Raw genomic sequence first — 16,274 nt, 5'->3', positions numbered from 1 at the left:
GAACGAGCCGTACGACCCGCTTTACGCGCCGGGGCTGACGGGCCGCTTGTAGTACCGCCAGGGGAACCATCCGGCGCCGACCGGGATCCAGCCTTCCGATTGCATCCGCCGGTGTCGCGCGACGGAGGGGAGCGTGACCCGGCAGTGTTCCCAGGGGTGGCCGGACGCCTCCACCTCGTGGAAGAAGGGGCCGTAGCCGACCATGTGCCAGCCGTCGCGGCCGGCCTCTTCCAGGGCGGCCATCTCGTTGAAGGCGGACAACCCGCTCAGGGTGCGGCGCTTCGGGGCGTCCGGTCCCTCGGCGGGCGGGGCCGACTGGCCCGAGCCGACCACGGCCTTGCCGGCGAAGCGCTGTTGGGCGGCCTGGCGGCTCACCCCCAGGACGCGGCCCACCGCGTCCCAGCTGTGGCCGGCCGCCCTGGCGCCCTGGACGGCCTCGCGCAGCAGCCGGCCGGCCTCCTCGGCGCCGACCCGCGAGGCGTCGAGCAGGCGCAGGTACCCGTGGGGGTCGTGTTCGAGCGAGTCGGCCAGCCCCTCGGGGGCGCCGAGGACGGCTGCGGCGATCCCTTCCCGGATCCGGTCCATCTCCGCCGGGTGGAGCAGTGGTCCGTCGCTCATCGGCGCAGTCCGGCGAGGGGTTCGAGGGCGTCGAGGACCGCCTCGTCGCGGCGCGCCTGCTCGGCGGATTCACGGGCCGCCGCCCGGGCGGCCAGTCCGGCCGTACAGGCGATGAGCACGAGGCCCACGACGATCAGGGCGATGGTCGCAGAGGTGCCGAACCGGTCGCCGAACATCACCGTCACGGCCGGCAGGGCCACGCCGAGCGGCAGCGCGACGGCCATGGAGGAGGTGGCGGGGAACACGTCCCGGTGCCGGTCTTTGGAATGCAAGATCAACATGCGTCAAGGAAACCTTGACGCGGCCGACTTGTCAAGAATCCCTTGACGCCTGCGTTGTTGTGCCGTCTGCCCGGGCCGTTCCTGCCGCGGCCGCCGTGGCAGGAACGGCCGCGGCGGCCGCGGCGGCAGGGGCGACCGCGCCGGCCCGGGTGGGCTGCTTGCCGCCGTGTCCGTTCGGTGTTGTGCTGAGAGGGGGGCGCCGCAGGCGGCCCCGGCAGCACTCTCGGAACGGTCGATCCCCATGGCGAAACCCAGTGATCATCAGCACCGGGCGGGTCAGCCCCAGGCGGGAGCCCCCGGACTGCGCGCGGACTCCAGGGACTGGGAAGTGTCGTGTCCCGAAGGGGATTCCGACGGCCATGTCTATGACCGTAAGGCGGAAGCCCAGCACGCGGCGAAGAAGCACAACGCCCGGTTCACCCCACGGCACCACGCCGACATCCGGGTCCACGTCGAGGACCCCCAGGACCCGCCTCCGCCCCACCACCCCTGACCGCTCCGGCCCTTGCCTTTTCAAAACCGGGTTTTGAAGCTCGGAGCGTTCCGGGCACCTCACCAGTCGCGGGCCGCCACCAGTTCCTCGATGTCCGCGTCGGGGAAGCCGTAGGCCGAGGCCACGAACCAGAAGTCCTCGGCGATCTCCTCCCGGGCCACCGTCTCGATCTCGCTGCCGGCCGCGACGAACTCGGCGTCGAGCCGGTTGAACTCCTCGGTCGCCGCCTCCGTCAGCACGTACAGCGCGGCCAGATCCGGCGGTTGCTCCGCCTCGATCCGTTCGCACAGCCGCAGCAGGATCGCCCTGCCCAGGTCGACGACGTGGTCGGGGTAGTACCCGTCGGCGTACAGCAGGCGCAGGAAGGCGTGTTCCTCCACCTGCTGGTTCGTGATCGGCATGCGTCCGGGCTCCCGTCCCCTCGAATGATCGACGCGCCGATCATGCATCAGACCACTGACAGGCCTACCGAAGCGGTGGTGATGACGTCGTCGAGGACCTCGCGGGACCGCACCAGGTCGGTGATCATCCGGTCGATCCGTTCGCGTTCCGCCGTGAGCTCGGCGACCAGCTGCGGGGTCGCGCGGACGGACGGTCCTCCGTCGGTGTCCCGCATGCAGGGCAGGATCTGTGCGATCTTCGGGCTGTTCAGCCCGGCCGCGAAGAGCTCCTGGATGTGGATGACCCGGTCGACCGCCGCTTCGGCGTAGTCGCGGTGGCCGCCCGGGGTACGGTCGGACACCAGCAGCCCCTGCTTCTCGTAGTAGCGCAGCGAGCGCTCGCTGACCCCGGTGCGTGCCGCCAGTTGCCCGATGCGCATGCGTCCTCCCCGCCTCGTCCGGGTCGTCGTCCGGATCGCTTGAACCTGACACTGATGTCAGCTTCTACGGTACCTGCATGACGAAGACGACCAAGATCCAAGAGCAGATCCAGAGCCCGATCCAGAGCCCGATCCAGAGCCCGATCCAGAGCCCGGTCGAGACCGAGGACCGGACCCGGGAGTCCGGCCCCGCCACTCTGTTCCAGGCAGCCCGCCTCGGTGACCTGGAGCTCCCCAACCGGCTGGTGATGGCCCCGCTGACCCGTAACCGCGCCGGTGCCGACGGAGTGCCCGGCGAGCTCATGGAGACGTACTACGCCCAGCGCGCCTCCGCCGGACTGATCATCGCCGAGGCGACCACCCCGAACGCGGTGGGCCAGACCTACCCGCACATCCCCGGCATCCACACCCCGGCCCAGGTCGCCGGCTGGCGCCGGATCACCGATGCGGTGCACGCGGCCGGCGGCCGGCTGTTCCTGCAGCTGCAGCACGGCGGCCGGGTCGGCCACCCCGACACCAGCGGCCACCGGCCGCTCGCCCCTTCCGCCGTCCGCTTCCCCGAGCCGCTGCACACCCCGAGCGGCCTCCAGGACGCCGTCGACCCGCGCGAGATGACGGCCGAGGACGTCCGCTCCACCATCGCCGACTTCGCCACCGCCGCCCGCAACGCCGTCGAGGCCGGCTTCGCAGGGGTCGAGGTGCACTCCGCCAACGGACATCTGCTGCACCAGTTCCTGGCGGCCAACACCAACCTCCGCACCGACGAGTGGGGCGGCCCGGTGGAACACCGGATCAGGTTCGTGGTCGAGGTGGTCCGGGCCGTCGCCGAGGCCATCGGCCCGGAGCGGGTCGGCGTACGCATCTCGCCCGGACTGACCGTCAACGCGGTGGAGGAGGGCGACACGGAGGCCATCTACCCGCTGCTCCTGGCGGCCCTGGCCGAGATCGGCCCGGCCTACCTGCACGTCGTCTACGCCGACCCGGACAAGCCCCTGTACCGGAGCATCCGCAGGGCCTGGCCGGGCACGCTGATCGCCAACCCGCAGCTGTCGCACGAGGAACTGGCCGCCGACGGCGGGAAGCGCAAGGGCGAGCGGCTGCTCGCGGAGGGCGGCGCCGACCTGATCGCGCTCGGCCGGGGCTTCCTGGCCAACCCCGACTTCGTGGAGCGGCTGCGTACAAGTGCTCCGCTCAACCCGATCCGGCCGGAGTTCCTGATGTACGTACAGGGGGAGGAGGGCTACACCGACTACCCGGTCCTGGAGGCCGTGCCGGAGCCGGCCCTCAGTGCGGTGTGACCCCCCGTCCCCGACGGCACGCTAGGCCTGCCGGACCCCCGGCTGCCGGACCCCGGCAGCCGCCCGGCGGCCGATGGCATCCAGGGCCGCGTCCCAGGGGAACGGCCCCGGATCGTCGGTCCCCGGCGGCCCCGGCACGTAACCGGTCTCGCCGTGCAGCACCTCCACCCCCGCGCCGCGCAGCACCGCCAGGCTCTGCTCGAACTGCGGGTGCCGGGCCAGGGCTTCGTTCGCGCACGGCATCGTGACGGCCGGGATGCCCTTCCCGAGCGCCTCGGCGGCGACACCGACGACGAACCGGTCGGTGAGGCCGAGGGCCCACGCGTTGACCGAGTTGAAGGTGGCCGGGGCGAACAGCAGCGCGTCGGCGGCCGGCCACACGTCGGGATCGCCGGGGAACTTGTACTGCCAGCGGACGGGATGGCCGGTCAGCGCCGCCAGACCGTCGAGACTGCCGGCCAGCCAGTGCGCAGCCGTCGGCGTCAGGCCGAGACAGACGTCCCAGCCACGGGCCTGGGCGTCCTCGATCACCCGGGCCACGTCGAAGACGGGCGGGGCGGCGGAGCAGAACAAATACAGGGTTCGCGTCATATCAGCATGTGATCTTAGGGGGTTGACCTCAATAGGGGTTCAGGTTGCACCATGATCCACATGACCACCACATCGAACACGGCATCCGACGGCACGAACGCGACCCCGCTCGCCGACATCGAAGCGATCAAGCAGGTCGTCGCCGACGTCCAGGCGTCCCAGCGGGCCAAGGACCCCGAAGCCTTCCTCGCGCTCTTCCACCCCGACGCGCTGTGGACCACGGCTCACGGCAAGGTCCTCATCGGCCGGGACGCCATAGCCGACTTCACCCGCGCGGTGCTCCCGAACGCGTCCTGGGACGGCCAGGTCACCTACGAGGTCACCCACGTGCAGTTCCTGCGCCCCGACGTGGCCGCGGTCAAGGTCAGCCAGGTCTACCACCCGACGGAGGGCGAAGGCGACGAGGGCGTGCCGCTCTACGTGCTGACGAAGGACGGGAACGGCCCCTGGCTGCTCACGGCCTGCCAGAACACGGGCGTGCACAAGGGCTGAGCCCGACGGCTCGTCGGCCTGCCGGGGTGTCGGCTCGTCGGCTCGTCGGTTCGTCCGCTCGTCGGGTTCGTCGGGGTGGAGGACTCGCACGGGCTGTCTCCCCCGTACGGGGGAGACAGGTCGGTCCCCGCGGCCGACTCGCCCCTGCAGGCGGTTCGGGCAGTGTTTTCCCCGACGGGGCGCGGTGGATGCGTCGACGGCGAACGAGACCTCGGGGGAAGACATGGCGACCGTTACGACCGCACCCACGTACACCGCGTCGACCGCTACCGCGACCGCGACGAGCACCGGAACCGCGGCCGCGACCGCGACCGCGACCGCGACCGGGACCGGCACCAAGACCGGGACCAAGACCGGGACCGCGGCGGCGGTACGGCACCGGTGGCGCCAGGCCTGGCCGGGCTACGCGGCGGCCGGGGCGGCGCTGGCCTACGCGGCACCCCACTTCTGGTGGGGCGCCGGAATCGGTGCGACCTTCCCCGGAGACTTCGCCACCGCACCCCACGGCACCTGGGAGGCCGCGATCGGCTACTGGGTGATGGGTGCGGTCGCGGTCTTCGGTGCCGTCGTCGCGCTCGCCCTGGTCCGGCCCTGGGGCCGCCGGCTCACGCGCCGTACGCTCTGCGCCGTGTCCCTGACCGCCTCGGTCGGCATGACCCTCTGGGGCTTCACCTACTTCGCGCTGCAGTACCTGCTCGCCGCCGGCCGTGTCGTCTCCGCCCCCGACTTCGCCGCCAAGGACGCCCATCCGCAGGCCGCCTGGGGTCTCTTCTGGTACGGCCTCTTCGTCCTGTGGGGCCTCATGCTCGGCCTGGCCGCCCGCAACCGGCTGCGCAGGTCCGCCTGATCCAGCGGTCCGGGAGCCGGTGGTCATCCGCCCGAAGGGGTCCGCTGCCCGAGGAACCGTGCGGCGGCCAGTACGCCGGCCAGCACCAGCCCGGCGTTGACCAGGACCGCGGTCGTGATCCCGTCCATCACGTCCGCCCGCGACGCGGCGACCGCGCTCATGATCGGCGTGCCCAGGGTGATGCCCACCTGCTGGGTCATGGTCGCCAGGCCGGTGGCCAGGCCCTGTTCACGGTCGGGCAGTCCGGTCGTCGCCGTGACCATGAAGCCCACGATCACCAGCATGTTGCCGACACCGCCCGCGAACGTGGCGACCGGCAACAGCCACAGCGACGTCAGCGACGCCCCGTCCGTACCCAGCCCGACCAGGGCGAGAGTGGCAGCGGCCTGGAGCGTCCCGCCCGCGACCAGGGTCCGCCGGGTGGAGCCGGCGGCGATCACCCTCGGCGCCAGCACGCCGCCGAGGACCGTGCCCAGACCCAGCACGGAGAAGCTGAGCCCGGTGGCGAGCGGGGAACGGCCGAGGACCTCCTGCAGGTAGACGGTCATCAGGAAGACCAGGGAGGTCTCCGTCAGGAAGGCGATGAGCCCGATGGCGTTGCCCCAGGCCACGGTCCGCCGCCTCAGCACCGAGAGCGGTACCAGCGGCGAGGAGGCCCGGGACTCGACCGCACGGAAGACGGCCAGCAGGACCACACCGGCGCCGAGCCAGAGCAGGGCCGGAGCGTGGCCCCAGCCGTGTTCGCCCGCGAGCGTCATCCCGTAGACGAGGGCGAGCAGTCCCAGGGTCACGCTCACCGCGCCGGGCAGGTCCAGCCGCGGTCGGACGGGCGGGCGGGACTCGGTGATGACGGCGGGGGCGACGAGCAGTACGGCCAGGGCCACCGGGACGTTGACGAAGAACGCCCAGCGCCAGGACAGCAGGTCCGTCAGGAGCCCGCCCAGGACGGCTCCGGTGGTGAAACCGGCCGACATCAGCGCGCCGTTCAGGCCGAGCGCCTTCTGCCGCAGGGGGCCCTCCGGGAAGGAGGTCGTCAGCAGGGAGAGCCCGGCCGGGGTGACGGCGGCGGTGGCGAGGCCCTGCAGGACGCGGGCGGTCAGCAGCACTTCCGGGGTGGTGGCGAGACCGCCCGCGAGGGAGGACAGGCCGAGGACGGCGAGTCCGCCGAGGAAGAGGCGGCGGCGTCCGAAGAGGTCGGCGACGCGGCCGAAGAGGAGCGTGAAGCCGGCGGCGGCCAGGGCGAAGGACGTCGCGATCCACTGGATGCCGGAGAGGGAGAAGCCGAGCCCCTCGCCGATGACCGGCAGGGCGACGTTCAGGATGGAGAAGTCCACCGCCAGCATGAACTGCGCGACCAGCAGCACCACCAGGACCAGGCGCATCCGCCCGTCCAGGCGGGGCGGTGTGGGCGTGGTCCGTTCTTCCGTCATTGCCATGTCCGGCACCTTCCGTTCCGACGAACCGTTCCGATGAACGGTTCTTTCCGTATCGGTGAGCCGAGGGGCTCGGGAACGACAGTGGCCCGGTCCGGCGGGGTTACCCAGAAGCCTGTCGGTGCTGGTGATGCGGAAGGTGGCACTCGCAGGGCCACCCTCCGGCCCTCCGAACGGCGGTCAGCCGACGCACACTTGCACCCATGGCCCGCATCGACGAAGCAGCGTTCGACAGAGCAGCGCTCGGCAAGGCAGCGCTCGGCAAGGCAGCGCTCGGCAAGGCAGCGTCCGGCAGAGCAGCGTCCGGCAGAGCAGCATCCGACGGCGCAGCAGCCCCTGCCGCCCCCGGCCCGGGCTCATCCCCATCCCCATCCCCCGGCTCGACGACGGCGCTGGGGGCCTTCCTCCGCTCGCGCCGCGACCGGATCCGCCCGGAGGACGTGGGCCTGCCCGTCCACGGCACCCGGCGGCGGGTCCCCGGCCTGCGCCGTGAGGAGCTGGCCCTGCTGGCCGGCGTGAGCATCACCTACTACACCCACCTCGAACAGGGCCAGAGCAGCAACGCCTCCGACGCCGTACTCGACGCACTCGCACGGGCGTTACGGCTGACCCCCGACGAGCACGGCCACCTCCGCGACCTGGCCCGCCCGCAGCGCGCGCAGCGCGAGCGCGCCCCGCGGCCGGAGTACGTGCGGCCCGCGACCCGGCAGCTGCTCGTGGCCATGGACGGCGTACCGGCGGTGGTGCTGGACCGCCGCAACCACGTCCTGGCCTGGAACCCGCTCGGCCACGCGCTCCTCGCCGGGCACCTCGCAGCGGACGGCCCCGACCGGCCCGCCGACCGACCCAACCTCACCCGGATGCTGTTCCTCGACCCCCACACCCGCGAGCTGTACGCCGACTGGCGGACCGAGGCCCGGACCGCCCTGGCCGCGCTCCGGCTGGTGGCCGGCCGGCACCCGCAGGACCGGGCGCTGGCCGAGCTGATCGGTTCGCTGATGCTGCAGAGCCCGGAGTTCGCGGAGCTGTGGTCCAGGCAGCCGGTACGGGAGTGCACGGTCGGGGTGAAGACCATGCACCACCCGGTGGTCGGGCCGCTCTCGCTGGACTTCGAGACCCTGAACCTCGGCGACGGCACCGGCCACCGGATGCTGATGTACAGCGCGGCCCCGGACTCGCCCTCGGCGGCGGCCCTGACCCTCCTGGGCGTGACCGCGAGGCAGCCCGCAGGATGTGACGGATGAACGGAGACGTGAACGAGAGGGACGACGACCGGGCCGACGACCTCCTCGCGGAGCGGTTCGAGCAGCACCGCCCCCACCTCCGCGCGGTCGCCTACCGGATGCTCGGCTCGCTCGGCGAGGCCGAGGACGCCGTACAGGAGGCGTGGTTCAAACTCGGCCGTGCCGACGCCGACGAGGTCAGGAACCTGGGCGGCTGGCTGACCACCGTCGTCGGCCGGGTCTGCCTGGACATGCTGCGTTCGCGCGCATCCCGCCGCGAGGACCCGCTGGAATGGCCGGACGGGCAGGTGCGCATCCCCGATCCGGTGATCAGCCGCGCGGACACCGTCGATCCCGAACACGAGGTCCTGCTCGCCGACTCGGTCGGCATCGCCCTGCTGGTGGTCCTGGAGACGCTGACCCCGGCCGAGCGGCTGGCGTTCGTCCTGCACGACCTGTTCGCCGTGCCCTTCGAGGAGGTCGCCCCGGTGCTCGGCCGGACTCCGGCCGCCACCCGGCAGCTCGCCAGCCGCGCCCGGCGCCGCGTCCAGGCCACGCCCACCGCACCCGACCCGGACCTCGCGTTGCAACGGGAGGTGGTCAGCGCCTTCCTCAGCGCCGCGCGCGGCGGCGACTTCGACGCCCTGGTGTCCGTCCTGGACCCGGACGTGGTGGCCCGTGCCGACGGCGGCGCACTGCGGCCGGGACGCCTGATGCGCGGCGCCGACACCGTGGCCTCGCAGGCGATCACCTTCGCGGCCTTCGCGCAGACGGCGGTGCCGGTCCTGGTCAACGGAGCCGCCGGCTTCGTGGCGTTCGCGGACGGCAGGCCGGTCACCCTGATGGCCTTCACCGTCCAGGGCGGAAGGATCGTCGCCATCGACATCCTCAACGACCCGGACCGCCTGGCGGCCCTGAACCTCCAGGCGTAACCCCGCAACAACCCGACCACCCGACCACCCGACCACCCGACCACCCGACCACCCGACCACCCGACCACCCGACCACCCGACCACCCGACCACCCGGCCACCCGGCCACCCGGCCATCCGACCACCCGGCCATCCGGCCATCCGCTCACCCACCCACCCGAACATTGGACGCTCGCGTATGCAGTTGAGCTTTGGGGCTATGTTCCGTCTCACCGCCCCGAGCTTGACTGTAGCCATGAAGAACACGGAGCAGCACGCAGCCAACGCAGACAACGCAGCCAACGCCCAGACCGCCAAGGAGACGGACATGACCACGGACATGACCACGGAGACGACCACGGACCCGACCACGGACACGGCCACCCTGGTCATCGGCGGAACCGGCAAGACGGGACGCCGCGTCGCCGAGAAGCTCATCGCGCAGGGCCGCGACGTCCGTATCGGCTCCCGTCACACCATCCCCGCCTTCGACTGGCACGAGCCCGCCACCTGGGCCCCGGCCCTGGAGGGCGTCGACCGGGTGTACATCACCTACTACCCCGACCTGGCCTTCCCGGGCGCCGCCGACCAGATCGGCGCCTTCGCCGAGCTGGCCGTCGCCTCGGGCGCCCGGCGCCTGGTGCTCCTCTCCGGGCGGGGCGAGGAGGCCGCCGCGGCCGCCGAGGCCCGGCTGCAGGCGTCCGGCGCCGACTGGACCGTCGTCCGCGCCAGCTGGTTCAACCAGAACTTCGACGAGAGCTTCTTCCTGGAGCCCGTCCTCGCCGGCGAGATCGCCCTGCCGACGGCGGACGCGGTCGAGGCGTTCGTCGACGCCGACGACATCGCCGACGTGGTCGTGGCCGCGCTGACCGACGACCGCCACATCGGCAAGATCTACGAACTCTCCGGCCCGCGCCTGCTCAGCTTCGACGACGTCGCCGCGGAACTCTCCAAGGCCACCGGCCGCAAGATCGCGTACGTCTCCGTCACCAACGAGCAGTACCGTGCCGTACTGCGCGAGAACGGGCTCCCGGAGGAGTTCGCCGACCTGTTCACGATGATCCTCGACGGCCGCAACGCCCACCTCGTGCACGGCGTCGAGCAGGCCCTCGGCCGACCGCCGAAGGACTTCGCCGACTACGCCCGCGAGGCCGCCGCCACCGGCGTCTGGGACGTGGCCTGAAAGGACCTGCGCGGGGCGGCGGTCTCGGGCGACCGGGTCCGCCCCGTCACGGCCGTCCGCCATGCTGCGGGCATGGACGAGAACGCCTTCTGGGACCTGCTGGAAGACTGCCGCCCTGCCGGGCCCGACCCGGACGCCGACCTCCTCGCGGCGGCGCTGACGGTGGCCCTCTCCACGGGCCCGTTGCACCGGGTGGTCGCCTTCGCCGAGTGGCTGTCCTGGCTGCTGTACCGGCTCGACCGGCGCGAGTACGGCCGCGGCCTCCCGGGGGACGTGTTCCTCCACATCCGGTGCGCGGTGGTGGCGGCCGGCCGCGCGGCCTACGAGTCCGTACTGGCCGATCCGGCCGAGTTCGCCCCGTACGCCGAAGGCCCGGCCCGGGCCGAAGACCTCCTCTACGTCCCGGACCAGGCGTACGAACACCTCACCGGCGAACAGTGGCCCCGCGCCACCCGCTACTCCTACGAGTCCTTCACCAACCGCGAAGGCTGGTCGGGCGCCTGGCTCGGCGGCACCTGACGGATGCCGGGCGCCGCCGAACCCCGGGGATCACTTCGCCGGGCCGAAGCCCTTGACCGACGGGTGCGGGGTCGCGGTGCCGGTACCGGGGAACGTACGGAACTTCCCGGCGGAATCCACCGCCCACAGGTCCGGGATCCGGTCGCCGGTCAGGTCGCCGTCGGAGCCCACGCGCGGGTATGCGGCGGCCGGCACAGTGGTCAGGACCGTGCCCTTGGCGGGGTCGAGGAAGGCTGAGAAGTCGGGCGCCTCCGGCGTGCCCTTCACCGTGAACGCCCGGACCGAGCCGTCGGCCTGCGAACGCGCCCACAGGGTCGGGCGGTCGGTGCCCTGCGCGCGGCCGGGGGTCATCAGGTCGTAGCCGCCCCAGCGGGTGTTCGTGCCGGACAGCAGGATGGCACTGTCCAGCTGATGGATGCCTCCGGAGGGGGCGAGCCACAGGCGGCCGTTCTCGACGAAGAGCAGCGAGGTCTGCTGGAGCGCGCCGCCCGAGGCGGCATCACGGGACGGCGAACCGAAGGCCGCGATCCGGGTGACCTTGGACCAGTCGGAGCCATGGCCGAACTGCGCGCAGGAGATGGCCTTGAAGGCCGGGTCCACGCAGGCCGTCGGCTTGCCGACGAGGACTGCGTCCCCGCTGCTGAAGTACCCCGCGCCGTCGTTGAGGTGGGCGTAGAGGTTCTTGTTGCCGGGGGCGTGCGAGATCAGGTCGTCGATGTTCTTGTAGCCGAGGCTGCCGCGGTGGGTGTACTGCACCTTGGCCCAGCTGCCCGTTTCGCCCGGGGCTGCCGAGGCGGCGGCATTGGCCTTGGCCTTCGGGTCGGCACCCTGCTTGCGGAGGTGGCCGCCCGCGTCGGGCAGCAGCACGTCCGCCTTGCCGTCGCCGTCGATGTCGCCGTACGTGGGCGTGATCTGAGCGGGCGGCACGTAGAACGAGTAGACGATCGGCTGGGAGACGTTCCCGGCGTTGTCCCTGGTCTGGAGGTACAACGAGTGGGTGCCCCAGGTGCCTGGCTTGACCCTGATCTTCACCGAGCCGTTGGTCAGCCGGACGACGTGGGAGTCGGTCGCCGAGTCGGCGCACTTCCAGCCGACCGGGGGGACCTCGCCCGGAGTGGGGCCGCCCCAGCGGGCGCAGGCGATCCCTGACCCGAGGTCGGTGCCGCGGAGGGTGAACGTGCCCTCCTGGCCGGCCGTCTTGGTGGGCGTGCCACCGCTCCCGGACTCGGGGAAGTCGGTGGAGGAGATGGCGGCCGTGGGCGGGGTGCGGTCCACGCGGAAGTGGCACCACGGGGTGTAGGGGCTGGTGAGGGTCGAGTCCGTGGCACGGGCCCGCCAGGCGTACCGCTTGCCCTCGGCCAGCTGGTCCGGCTTGTAGGTGACGCGGACGTCACCGGAGGTGGCCGGGGCCGACGTGCGGTTCGTGCGCTTGCCCCCGGGCGTGGTGTCCCAGAGCTGGAACGTGGTCTTCAGTGGCTTCCCACCGGGCGATCCGACGGCCACGGTGGCGCGTACGTCGCCCATGCCGACCCAGCCGGGCGCGGTGTCCGGGCTGGTCCAGCAGGCGGAATAGCGGCCGTCGCCGGCGAAGCCGGGCGTGGGACTGGTCCGGGGCTTGGTGACCTTGGGTGTGGCGGGATCCGGCGCCGCGTACGCGGACGGAGCGGACAGCAGGCCGAAGCCGAGTGCGAGCACGCCGGCGGCTGCGGCGGCCGTCCGTACTGCTGTGGTGGATCTGGGCATGGCAGGAGCCATGTGAGAGGTCCCCCCTCTTCCGACAGAACTGGTCAGAGCACCACGGTGCGTGATGCGTGTGGCGTAATGTGCCAGAAATTGCGGGAGAGGGCAGCGGCAATCCAGGCCGAGGGGTCAGAGGCCGGATTCCGTCGCGGTGTCCAGGGCCGTGGTGAGGCGGTCCAGGCGGGACTGGAGGTCGCGGATCTCGGCGAGCCGGAAGCCGGTCGCGGTGGCGATGCGGCGGGGGACCTCGGCGGCGCGGGTGCGGAGGGCGGTGCCGGCATCCGTGAGGTGCGCGTGGACCGAGCGTTCGTCCTCGGTGCTGCGCTCGCGGCGGATCAGCCCGGTCGCCTCCAGGCGCTTGAGGAGGGGGGAGAGGGTCCCGGAGTCGAGCCGCAGGTGCCGGCCGAGCTCCTTGACCGGCATCTCGCCGTGCTCCCACAGGACCAGCATCACCAGGTACTGGGGGTAGGTGAGGCCGAGGTCCTTCAGGACGATCCGGTAGAGGCCGCCGAAGGCGCGGGTCGCCGCGTTCAGGGAGAAGCAGATCTGGCCGTCGAGGCGGAGGAAGTCCTGGTCGGCGGGGGTGCCGGTGGGGGTGGCTCCGGGGGCGGCGGTCGGCTGCTCGGTCATGGGGACCAGTGTAGCGCGGAGAGAGCTGCGGGCGATTGAGTTGTGCACAACTGAATTGTGTGCCATCTTTGTGGTCGTGCCGGTCCGGTCCCGAAAGCGGAACCGGACCGACCACGAACCCAGTGATCTCAGAGAGGAACCCTCCGATGGACGCGCTGTACACCGCTGTCGCCACCGCCAACGGCCGCGAAGGCCGTGCCGTCAGCTCCGACGGTCAGATCGACCTCGCGCTGGCGATGCCGCCGGCGCTCGGCGGCAGCGGCCAGGGCACCAACCCCGAGCAGCTGTTCTCCGCCGGATACGCCGCCTGCTTCGCCAGCGCGCTCGGCCTCGTCGGCCGTCAGGCCAAGGTCGACACCAGCGAGGTCTCCGTGACCGCCGAGACCTCCATCGGCAAGGAGGCGGACGGCGGCTTCGGCCTCGCCGTCACGCTGCGCGTCGAGCTGCCGGAGGAGCTGGCCGGGGAGACGGGCGCCCTGCTGGTGAAGAAGGCGCACGAGGTGTGCCCGTACTCCCGTGCCACCCGCGGCAACATCCCCGTCGAGCTCGTCGTCGAGTAAGCCGAGCTCGTCGTGGGGTAAGTCGAGCTCGTCGTCGGTAACGGGCCGACGGGCTCAACGGGGGAGGGGCGTCATCGTGGGGCGTCCGTACGGTCGGGGAGGCGGGGCAGGCGTACGCCGAACAGCTCGTGGTACGAGGCCAGCAGTTCTGCGTCGTCCTCGATGACCCGCACCGTACGTTCCCCGTCGGCCGTCGGCGTCGTGATGAGCCGGCGGCCGCTGATGGTGGCCCGCCCGCCCGACTCGGTGACCCGCGAGCAGAGCGGGGCGCGGGTGAAGGGGGAGTCGGGCGAGGTGCCGGTCCACCAGGCGGCGGCGGTGAACTCGTCCATGGCACGCGGCCGGGTGTCGATGCGGTAGACGGGCTTGCCGTCGTTGAGCACGACCAGGTCGCCGCCGGCGGGGTGGTCCGGGGCGTCCTCCGCCGTGCCCGTGCCGGAGCCCGCCGCCGTTCCCGCGCCCTCGCCGTCCTCCGCCGGGACGATGCGGAACACGCCGGCCGGGTCCCGCTGGTCGCCGCGCTCGTCGAAGGCGATCGGGTGGTGGAAGTGGTCGCCGAACCCGACATCGGCCAGCAGCCGCTGCCCGTCCGACGTCTCCACCAGGAGCGCGAGATGGCCGTACGGGATGCCGGCCGCGCCGTCCTCCATGTACACGCGGGCCGACAGGAAGCGCACGCGGTAGCCGAGCGCGCGCAGCAGGGCGCCGAAGGAACCGTTCAACTCGTAGCAGACACCGCCGCGTTCCCCGTCCAGCAGCTTGGCCAGCAGGTCCTTCTCGGCGAGGGAGATCTGCTGCCCGCCCAGGTGCAGGTCGAGGTTCTCGAACGGGATCGTGTGCAGGTGCCGGATGTGCAGGTCGCCGAGGGCGGCGGCCGTGGGTGCGGCCGGGCGCTCGGCTCCGATGCGGCGCAGGTAGGCGCCGAGGGTCGTCTCGTCCATGATCCTCAGTCTCGGTGGCCGGTACGCCCGTCCGCCATCCTCCGCTGGACCCAGGCTGATTCCCGGTGATCTCCGCCCGTCGGCTGATGTGATGTGCTTCGCGGGCCCGCATGGGGCGGGTCGCAGCATCGTGGGGTCGTGGGGGTCGGGGCCTTGTGGGTTCCGGGCCTCGCGGGTTTGTGGGCTTGTGGGCTCGCGGGCTTGTGGGCTCGCGGTCTCCTGGGTTCGTGGGTTCGCAGTTCGGGGCCCGATGGCCGCCCTGTCGCTACTTCTGCGCCGCCCGGCACGCCTGGGTCGCGAGGTCCCTGGTGGCCCCGGCCTTCTCGAGCGCGGCGTCGCAGCTGCTCTCGCCGCTGCCCGAGGGGCTGTTCTGACCCTGGTAGCACGCCTTCTGGACGGCGTCGGTGACCTGGACGTTCTGATTCGCGACCATCTGCACGCAGTCCTGGACGTCCGCGTGCGCGGCCGGAGCGGCGAAGACCGCGCCGCCGACGGCGAGGGCCAGGCCGGCGAGGATGCTGGGGATACGGGCCGACGAACGCATACGGACACACCTGCTCTCTCGGTCGGTCACGCGGTCCGGGACATGTGATGCGCGGTGCGCGGTGCGCAGGGCGTGATGCGCGGTGCGCCGGACCACGGGCGGGGGCGGCACGGAGCAGGCTGTCCGAGGGGCGACCGGCTCGGCGCATCGGTCACCCTCGCCCTTCCGACGCTAGAACACCCCACCCGCGCACGCACTTCAGGCCGGTCGGCCCATCCGCGGCGGCGGTCCGGCCCGTGACCTGCTAGGTTGACGGCTCTTTTGGCGTTCCGGGTCGGGTTGCCGGTGACTGCGAGGATTCCCGGATTCCCGGGATTCCGCGGATCTCGGGGATTCCGGGGAATCCGGTGTTTTCGGGTGGGGGAGTACGGGCTATGCGGCGTGGGGCGGTACGGGCGGCTGTGGGCGCGATCGGGGCGGCTGTCCTGGTGGCGGGACTGACGGCCTGCGGCACATCGCAGCCGGACGGGGCCAAGGCCGGCGGGGGAGCCCAGGACCCGAAGCCGGCCGCCACCGGCACGGCGAGCCCCACCGCGGGTACTGCGGGTGCAGCGGGTACCGGCGAGGGCGCCAAGGCCGCCGGATCCGTAGGCGGCGACGGCAGCGAGTGCCGCCTGCCCGTCTCCTTCGCCCTCGCCAAGGACTGGAAGCCGAAGCCGGTCAAGGTCGAGGCGGACGACCAGTTCGCCGCGCTCTTCAAGCAGGGCGGAATGACCCTCGCCTGCGAGATCGACGCCAAGCCCGCCGGCAACATCGGCTTCCTGCGCGTCTGGGTCGCCGACAAGCCCGCCGCGCCCGGGGACGCCCGCAAGGTGTTGGAGGGGTTCATGAGCGGCGAGAAGGCCAAGGGCGCGCCCGTCTACACCGACCTGAAGGCCGGCACCGGCGCTTCCGCGCTGCCCGCCGTACAGGCCGCGTACGAGACGGCTCCGCTCGACGAGGCCAAGAAGGAGAGCGCCTTCGCCGTGGTCACCCCGGCAGGCGCGGCCGTCGTCGTACACCTCGGCGGGCTGGACAGCGTCGAACACGACCAGATGCTCCCCGCCTACCGCCTGGCCCAGCAGTCCCTCAAGCCGAGCGACGCCCGGTAGGACGTCCCGTGGGCACGGGCCGGGAGGGATCCCGAGCCATCCGAGCCACCCGAGCCACCC

General features: G+C 72.3%; 19 protein-coding genes. 9 read left to right on the top strand and 10 right to left on the bottom strand.

Annotation, left to right across the window (positions count from 1 at the left end):
- Window positions 1–21 precede the first annotated feature (21 nt).
- From AB0O36_RS28725 to AB0O36_RS28710, 4 genes are all read right to left on the bottom strand, one after another.
- Window positions 22–618 (bottom strand): hypothetical protein, encoded by a 597-nt coding sequence (locus AB0O36_RS28725; protein ID WP_365115211.1) that lies wholly within the window; start codon window positions 616–618, stop codon window positions 22–24.
- Window positions 615–899: a hypothetical protein gene (locus AB0O36_RS28720; RefSeq protein ID WP_365115209.1), complete on the bottom strand. Its 285-nt coding sequence runs from the start codon at window positions 897–899 to the stop codon at window positions 615–617. Before AB0O36_RS28720 ends, AB0O36_RS28725 begins: the two co-directional genes overlap by 4 nt.
- A gap of 552 nt (window positions 900–1,451) precedes the next feature.
- The gene (locus AB0O36_RS28715) at window positions 1,452–1,793 is read right to left on the bottom strand and encodes a DUF5713 family protein (protein WP_365115208.1); all 342 of its coding nucleotides are present in this window, start codon (window positions 1,791–1,793) and stop codon (window positions 1,452–1,454) included.
- A 47-nt stretch (window positions 1,794–1,840) separates the two neighbouring features.
- Window positions 1,841–2,212 (bottom strand): MerR family transcriptional regulator, encoded by a 372-nt coding sequence (locus AB0O36_RS28710; protein WP_365115206.1) that lies wholly within the window; start codon window positions 2,210–2,212, stop codon window positions 1,841–1,843.
- A 77-nt stretch (window positions 2,213–2,289) separates the two neighbouring features.
- On the opposite strand from AB0O36_RS28710, the gene AB0O36_RS28705 reads away from it, so the two are divergent.
- Window positions 2,290–3,510, top strand: coding sequence for an alkene reductase (locus AB0O36_RS28705; protein ID WP_365115205.1), 1,221 nt, complete (start codon window positions 2,290–2,292; stop codon window positions 3,508–3,510).
- A gap of 21 nt (window positions 3,511–3,531) precedes the next feature.
- On the opposite strand, the gene AB0O36_RS28700 is transcribed toward AB0O36_RS28705, so the two are convergent.
- Window positions 3,532–4,101: a flavoprotein gene (locus tag AB0O36_RS28700; RefSeq protein WP_365115203.1), complete on the bottom strand. Its 570-nt coding sequence runs from the start codon at window positions 4,099–4,101 to the stop codon at window positions 3,532–3,534.
- Window positions 4,102–4,161: 60 nt separating this feature from the next.
- Here AB0O36_RS28700 and AB0O36_RS28695 point away from each other — a divergent pair, with 60 nt between their 5' ends.
- Both AB0O36_RS28695 and AB0O36_RS28690 read left to right on the top strand, forming a co-directional pair.
- Window positions 4,162–4,593 (top strand): SgcJ/EcaC family oxidoreductase, encoded by a 432-nt coding sequence (locus tag AB0O36_RS28695; RefSeq protein WP_365115202.1) that lies wholly within the window; start codon window positions 4,162–4,164, stop codon window positions 4,591–4,593.
- A gap of 223 nt (window positions 4,594–4,816) precedes the next feature.
- Window positions 4,817–5,440 (top strand): DUF3995 domain-containing protein, encoded by a 624-nt coding sequence (locus AB0O36_RS28690; protein WP_365115200.1) that lies wholly within the window; start codon window positions 4,817–4,819, stop codon window positions 5,438–5,440.
- Window positions 5,441–5,463: 23 nt separating this feature from the next.
- On the opposite strand, the gene AB0O36_RS28685 is transcribed toward AB0O36_RS28690, so the two are convergent.
- Window positions 5,464–6,876 (bottom strand): MFS transporter, encoded by a 1,413-nt coding sequence (locus AB0O36_RS28685; protein ID WP_365115199.1) that lies wholly within the window; start codon window positions 6,874–6,876, stop codon window positions 5,464–5,466.
- 200 nt (window positions 6,877–7,076) lie between these two features.
- Here AB0O36_RS28685 and AB0O36_RS28680 point away from each other — a divergent pair, with 200 nt between their 5' ends.
- The 4 genes from AB0O36_RS28680 (at window position 7,077) to AB0O36_RS28665 (ending at window position 10,708) form a co-directional block, all read left to right on the top strand.
- The gene (locus tag AB0O36_RS28680; protein ID WP_365115197.1) at window positions 7,077–8,117 is read left to right on the top strand and encodes a helix-turn-helix transcriptional regulator; all 1,041 of its coding nucleotides are present in this window, start codon (window positions 7,077–7,079) and stop codon (window positions 8,115–8,117) included.
- Window positions 8,114–9,028 carry a sigma-70 family RNA polymerase sigma factor gene (locus AB0O36_RS28675; RefSeq protein ID WP_365115196.1) on the top strand — a complete coding sequence of 305 codons (915 nt, stop codon included), beginning with the start codon at window positions 8,114–8,116 and terminating at the stop codon, window positions 9,026–9,028. The genes AB0O36_RS28680 and AB0O36_RS28675 overlap by 4 nt, the downstream gene beginning before the upstream one ends.
- Window positions 9,029–9,346: 318 nt before the next feature.
- Window positions 9,347–10,189 (top strand): NAD(P)H-binding protein, encoded by an 843-nt coding sequence (locus AB0O36_RS28670; RefSeq protein WP_365115257.1) that lies wholly within the window; start codon window positions 9,347–9,349, stop codon window positions 10,187–10,189.
- Window positions 10,190–10,261: 72 nt separating this feature from the next.
- On the top strand, window positions 10,262–10,708 hold the full coding sequence (locus AB0O36_RS28665) for a DUF4240 domain-containing protein (RefSeq protein ID WP_365115194.1): 447 nt from the start codon (window positions 10,262–10,264) through the stop codon (window positions 10,706–10,708).
- Window positions 10,709–10,738: 30 nt separating this feature from the next.
- Here AB0O36_RS28665 and AB0O36_RS28660 read toward each other — a convergent pair whose 3' ends face one another.
- Both AB0O36_RS28660 and AB0O36_RS28655 read right to left on the bottom strand, forming a co-directional pair.
- Window positions 10,739–12,451, bottom strand: a complete 1,713-nt coding sequence (locus tag AB0O36_RS28660; RefSeq protein ID WP_365115192.1) for a hypothetical protein — start codon at window positions 12,449–12,451, stop codon at window positions 10,739–10,741.
- Window positions 12,452–12,577: 126 nt separating this feature from the next.
- Window positions 12,578–13,078 (bottom strand): MarR family transcriptional regulator, encoded by a 501-nt coding sequence (locus AB0O36_RS28655; protein ID WP_365115191.1) that lies wholly within the window; start codon window positions 13,076–13,078, stop codon window positions 12,578–12,580.
- A gap of 146 nt (window positions 13,079–13,224) precedes the next feature.
- Here AB0O36_RS28655 and AB0O36_RS28650 point away from each other — a divergent pair, with 146 nt between their 5' ends.
- Window positions 13,225–13,638, top strand: a complete 414-nt coding sequence (locus AB0O36_RS28650; protein ID WP_365115190.1) for an organic hydroperoxide resistance protein — start codon at window positions 13,225–13,227, stop codon at window positions 13,636–13,638.
- 71 nt (window positions 13,639–13,709) lie between these two features.
- Here AB0O36_RS28650 and AB0O36_RS28645 read toward each other — a convergent pair whose 3' ends face one another.
- Entirely contained in the window at window positions 13,710–14,579 is an 870-nt protein-coding gene (locus AB0O36_RS28645; RefSeq protein WP_365115188.1) for an arylamine N-acetyltransferase, read from the bottom strand.
- A 265-nt stretch (window positions 14,580–14,844) separates the two neighbouring features.
- On the bottom strand, window positions 14,845–15,123 hold the full coding sequence (locus tag AB0O36_RS28640) for a hypothetical protein (protein WP_365115186.1): 279 nt from the start codon (window positions 15,121–15,123) through the stop codon (window positions 14,845–14,847).
- A gap of 374 nt (window positions 15,124–15,497) precedes the next feature.
- Between AB0O36_RS28640 and AB0O36_RS28635 the strand changes: the two genes are divergently transcribed.
- The gene (locus tag AB0O36_RS28635) at window positions 15,498–16,214 is read left to right on the top strand and encodes a lipoprotein (RefSeq protein WP_365115184.1); all 717 of its coding nucleotides are present in this window, start codon (window positions 15,498–15,500) and stop codon (window positions 16,212–16,214) included.
- Window positions 16,215–16,274 lie beyond the last annotated feature (60 nt).

Source organism: Streptomyces sp. NPDC089799, from assembly GCF_040684755.1.
Taxonomy (GTDB): Bacteria; Actinomycetota; Actinomycetes; order Streptomycetales; family Streptomycetaceae; genus Streptomyces.
Note: the sequence above shows the minus strand (reverse complement) of the source record. Positions and strands in the feature narration are given on the sequence as shown.

What these genes read in the sequence shown, in the direction of transcription:
- AB0O36_RS28695 (WP_365115202.1), top strand. Translation starts at nt 4,162, where the DNA reads ATGACCACCACATCGAACACGGCATCCGACGGCACGAACGCGACCCCG.
- AB0O36_RS28725 (WP_365115211.1), bottom strand. Translation starts at nt 618, where the DNA reads ATGAGCGACGGACCACTGCTCCACCCGGCGGAGATGGACCGGATCCGG.
- AB0O36_RS28690 (WP_365115200.1), top strand. Translation starts at nt 4,817, where the DNA reads ATGGCGACCGTTACGACCGCACCCACGTACACCGCGTCGACCGCTACC.
- AB0O36_RS28680 (WP_365115197.1), top strand. Translation starts at nt 7,077, where the DNA reads ATGGCCCGCATCGACGAAGCAGCGTTCGACAGAGCAGCGCTCGGCAAG.
- AB0O36_RS28660 (WP_365115192.1), bottom strand. Translation starts at nt 12,451, where the DNA reads ATGCCCAGATCCACCACAGCAGTACGGACGGCCGCCGCAGCCGCCGGC.
- AB0O36_RS28720 (WP_365115209.1), bottom strand. Translation starts at nt 899, where the DNA reads ATGTTGATCTTGCATTCCAAAGACCGGCACCGGGACGTGTTCCCCGCC.
- AB0O36_RS28640 (WP_365115186.1), bottom strand. Translation starts at nt 15,123, where the DNA reads ATGCGTTCGTCGGCCCGTATCCCCAGCATCCTCGCCGGCCTGGCCCTC.
- AB0O36_RS28705 (WP_365115205.1), top strand. Translation starts at nt 2,290, where the DNA reads ATGACGAAGACGACCAAGATCCAAGAGCAGATCCAGAGCCCGATCCAG.
- AB0O36_RS28635 (WP_365115184.1), top strand. Translation starts at nt 15,498, where the DNA reads ATGCGGCGTGGGGCGGTACGGGCGGCTGTGGGCGCGATCGGGGCGGCT.
- AB0O36_RS28665 (WP_365115194.1), top strand. Translation starts at nt 10,262, where the DNA reads ATGGACGAGAACGCCTTCTGGGACCTGCTGGAAGACTGCCGCCCTGCC.
- AB0O36_RS28685 (WP_365115199.1), bottom strand. Translation starts at nt 6,876, where the DNA reads ATGGCAATGACGGAAGAACGGACCACGCCCACACCGCCCCGCCTGGAC.
- AB0O36_RS28655 (WP_365115191.1), bottom strand. Translation starts at nt 13,078, where the DNA reads ATGACCGAGCAGCCGACCGCCGCCCCCGGAGCCACCCCCACCGGCACC.
- AB0O36_RS28670 (WP_365115257.1), top strand. Translation starts at nt 9,347, where the DNA reads ATGACCACGGAGACGACCACGGACCCGACCACGGACACGGCCACCCTG.
- AB0O36_RS28715 (WP_365115208.1), bottom strand. Translation starts at nt 1,793, where the DNA reads ATGCCGATCACGAACCAGCAGGTGGAGGAACACGCCTTCCTGCGCCTG.
- AB0O36_RS28700 (WP_365115203.1), bottom strand. Translation starts at nt 4,101, where the DNA reads ATGACGCGAACCCTGTATTTGTTCTGCTCCGCCGCCCCGCCCGTCTTC.
- AB0O36_RS28710 (WP_365115206.1), bottom strand. Translation starts at nt 2,212, where the DNA reads ATGCGCATCGGGCAACTGGCGGCACGCACCGGGGTCAGCGAGCGCTCG.
- AB0O36_RS28650 (WP_365115190.1), top strand. Translation starts at nt 13,225, where the DNA reads ATGGACGCGCTGTACACCGCTGTCGCCACCGCCAACGGCCGCGAAGGC.
- AB0O36_RS28675 (WP_365115196.1), top strand. Translation starts at nt 8,114, where the DNA reads ATGAACGGAGACGTGAACGAGAGGGACGACGACCGGGCCGACGACCTC.
- AB0O36_RS28645 (WP_365115188.1), bottom strand. Translation starts at nt 14,579, where the DNA reads ATGGACGAGACGACCCTCGGCGCCTACCTGCGCCGCATCGGAGCCGAG.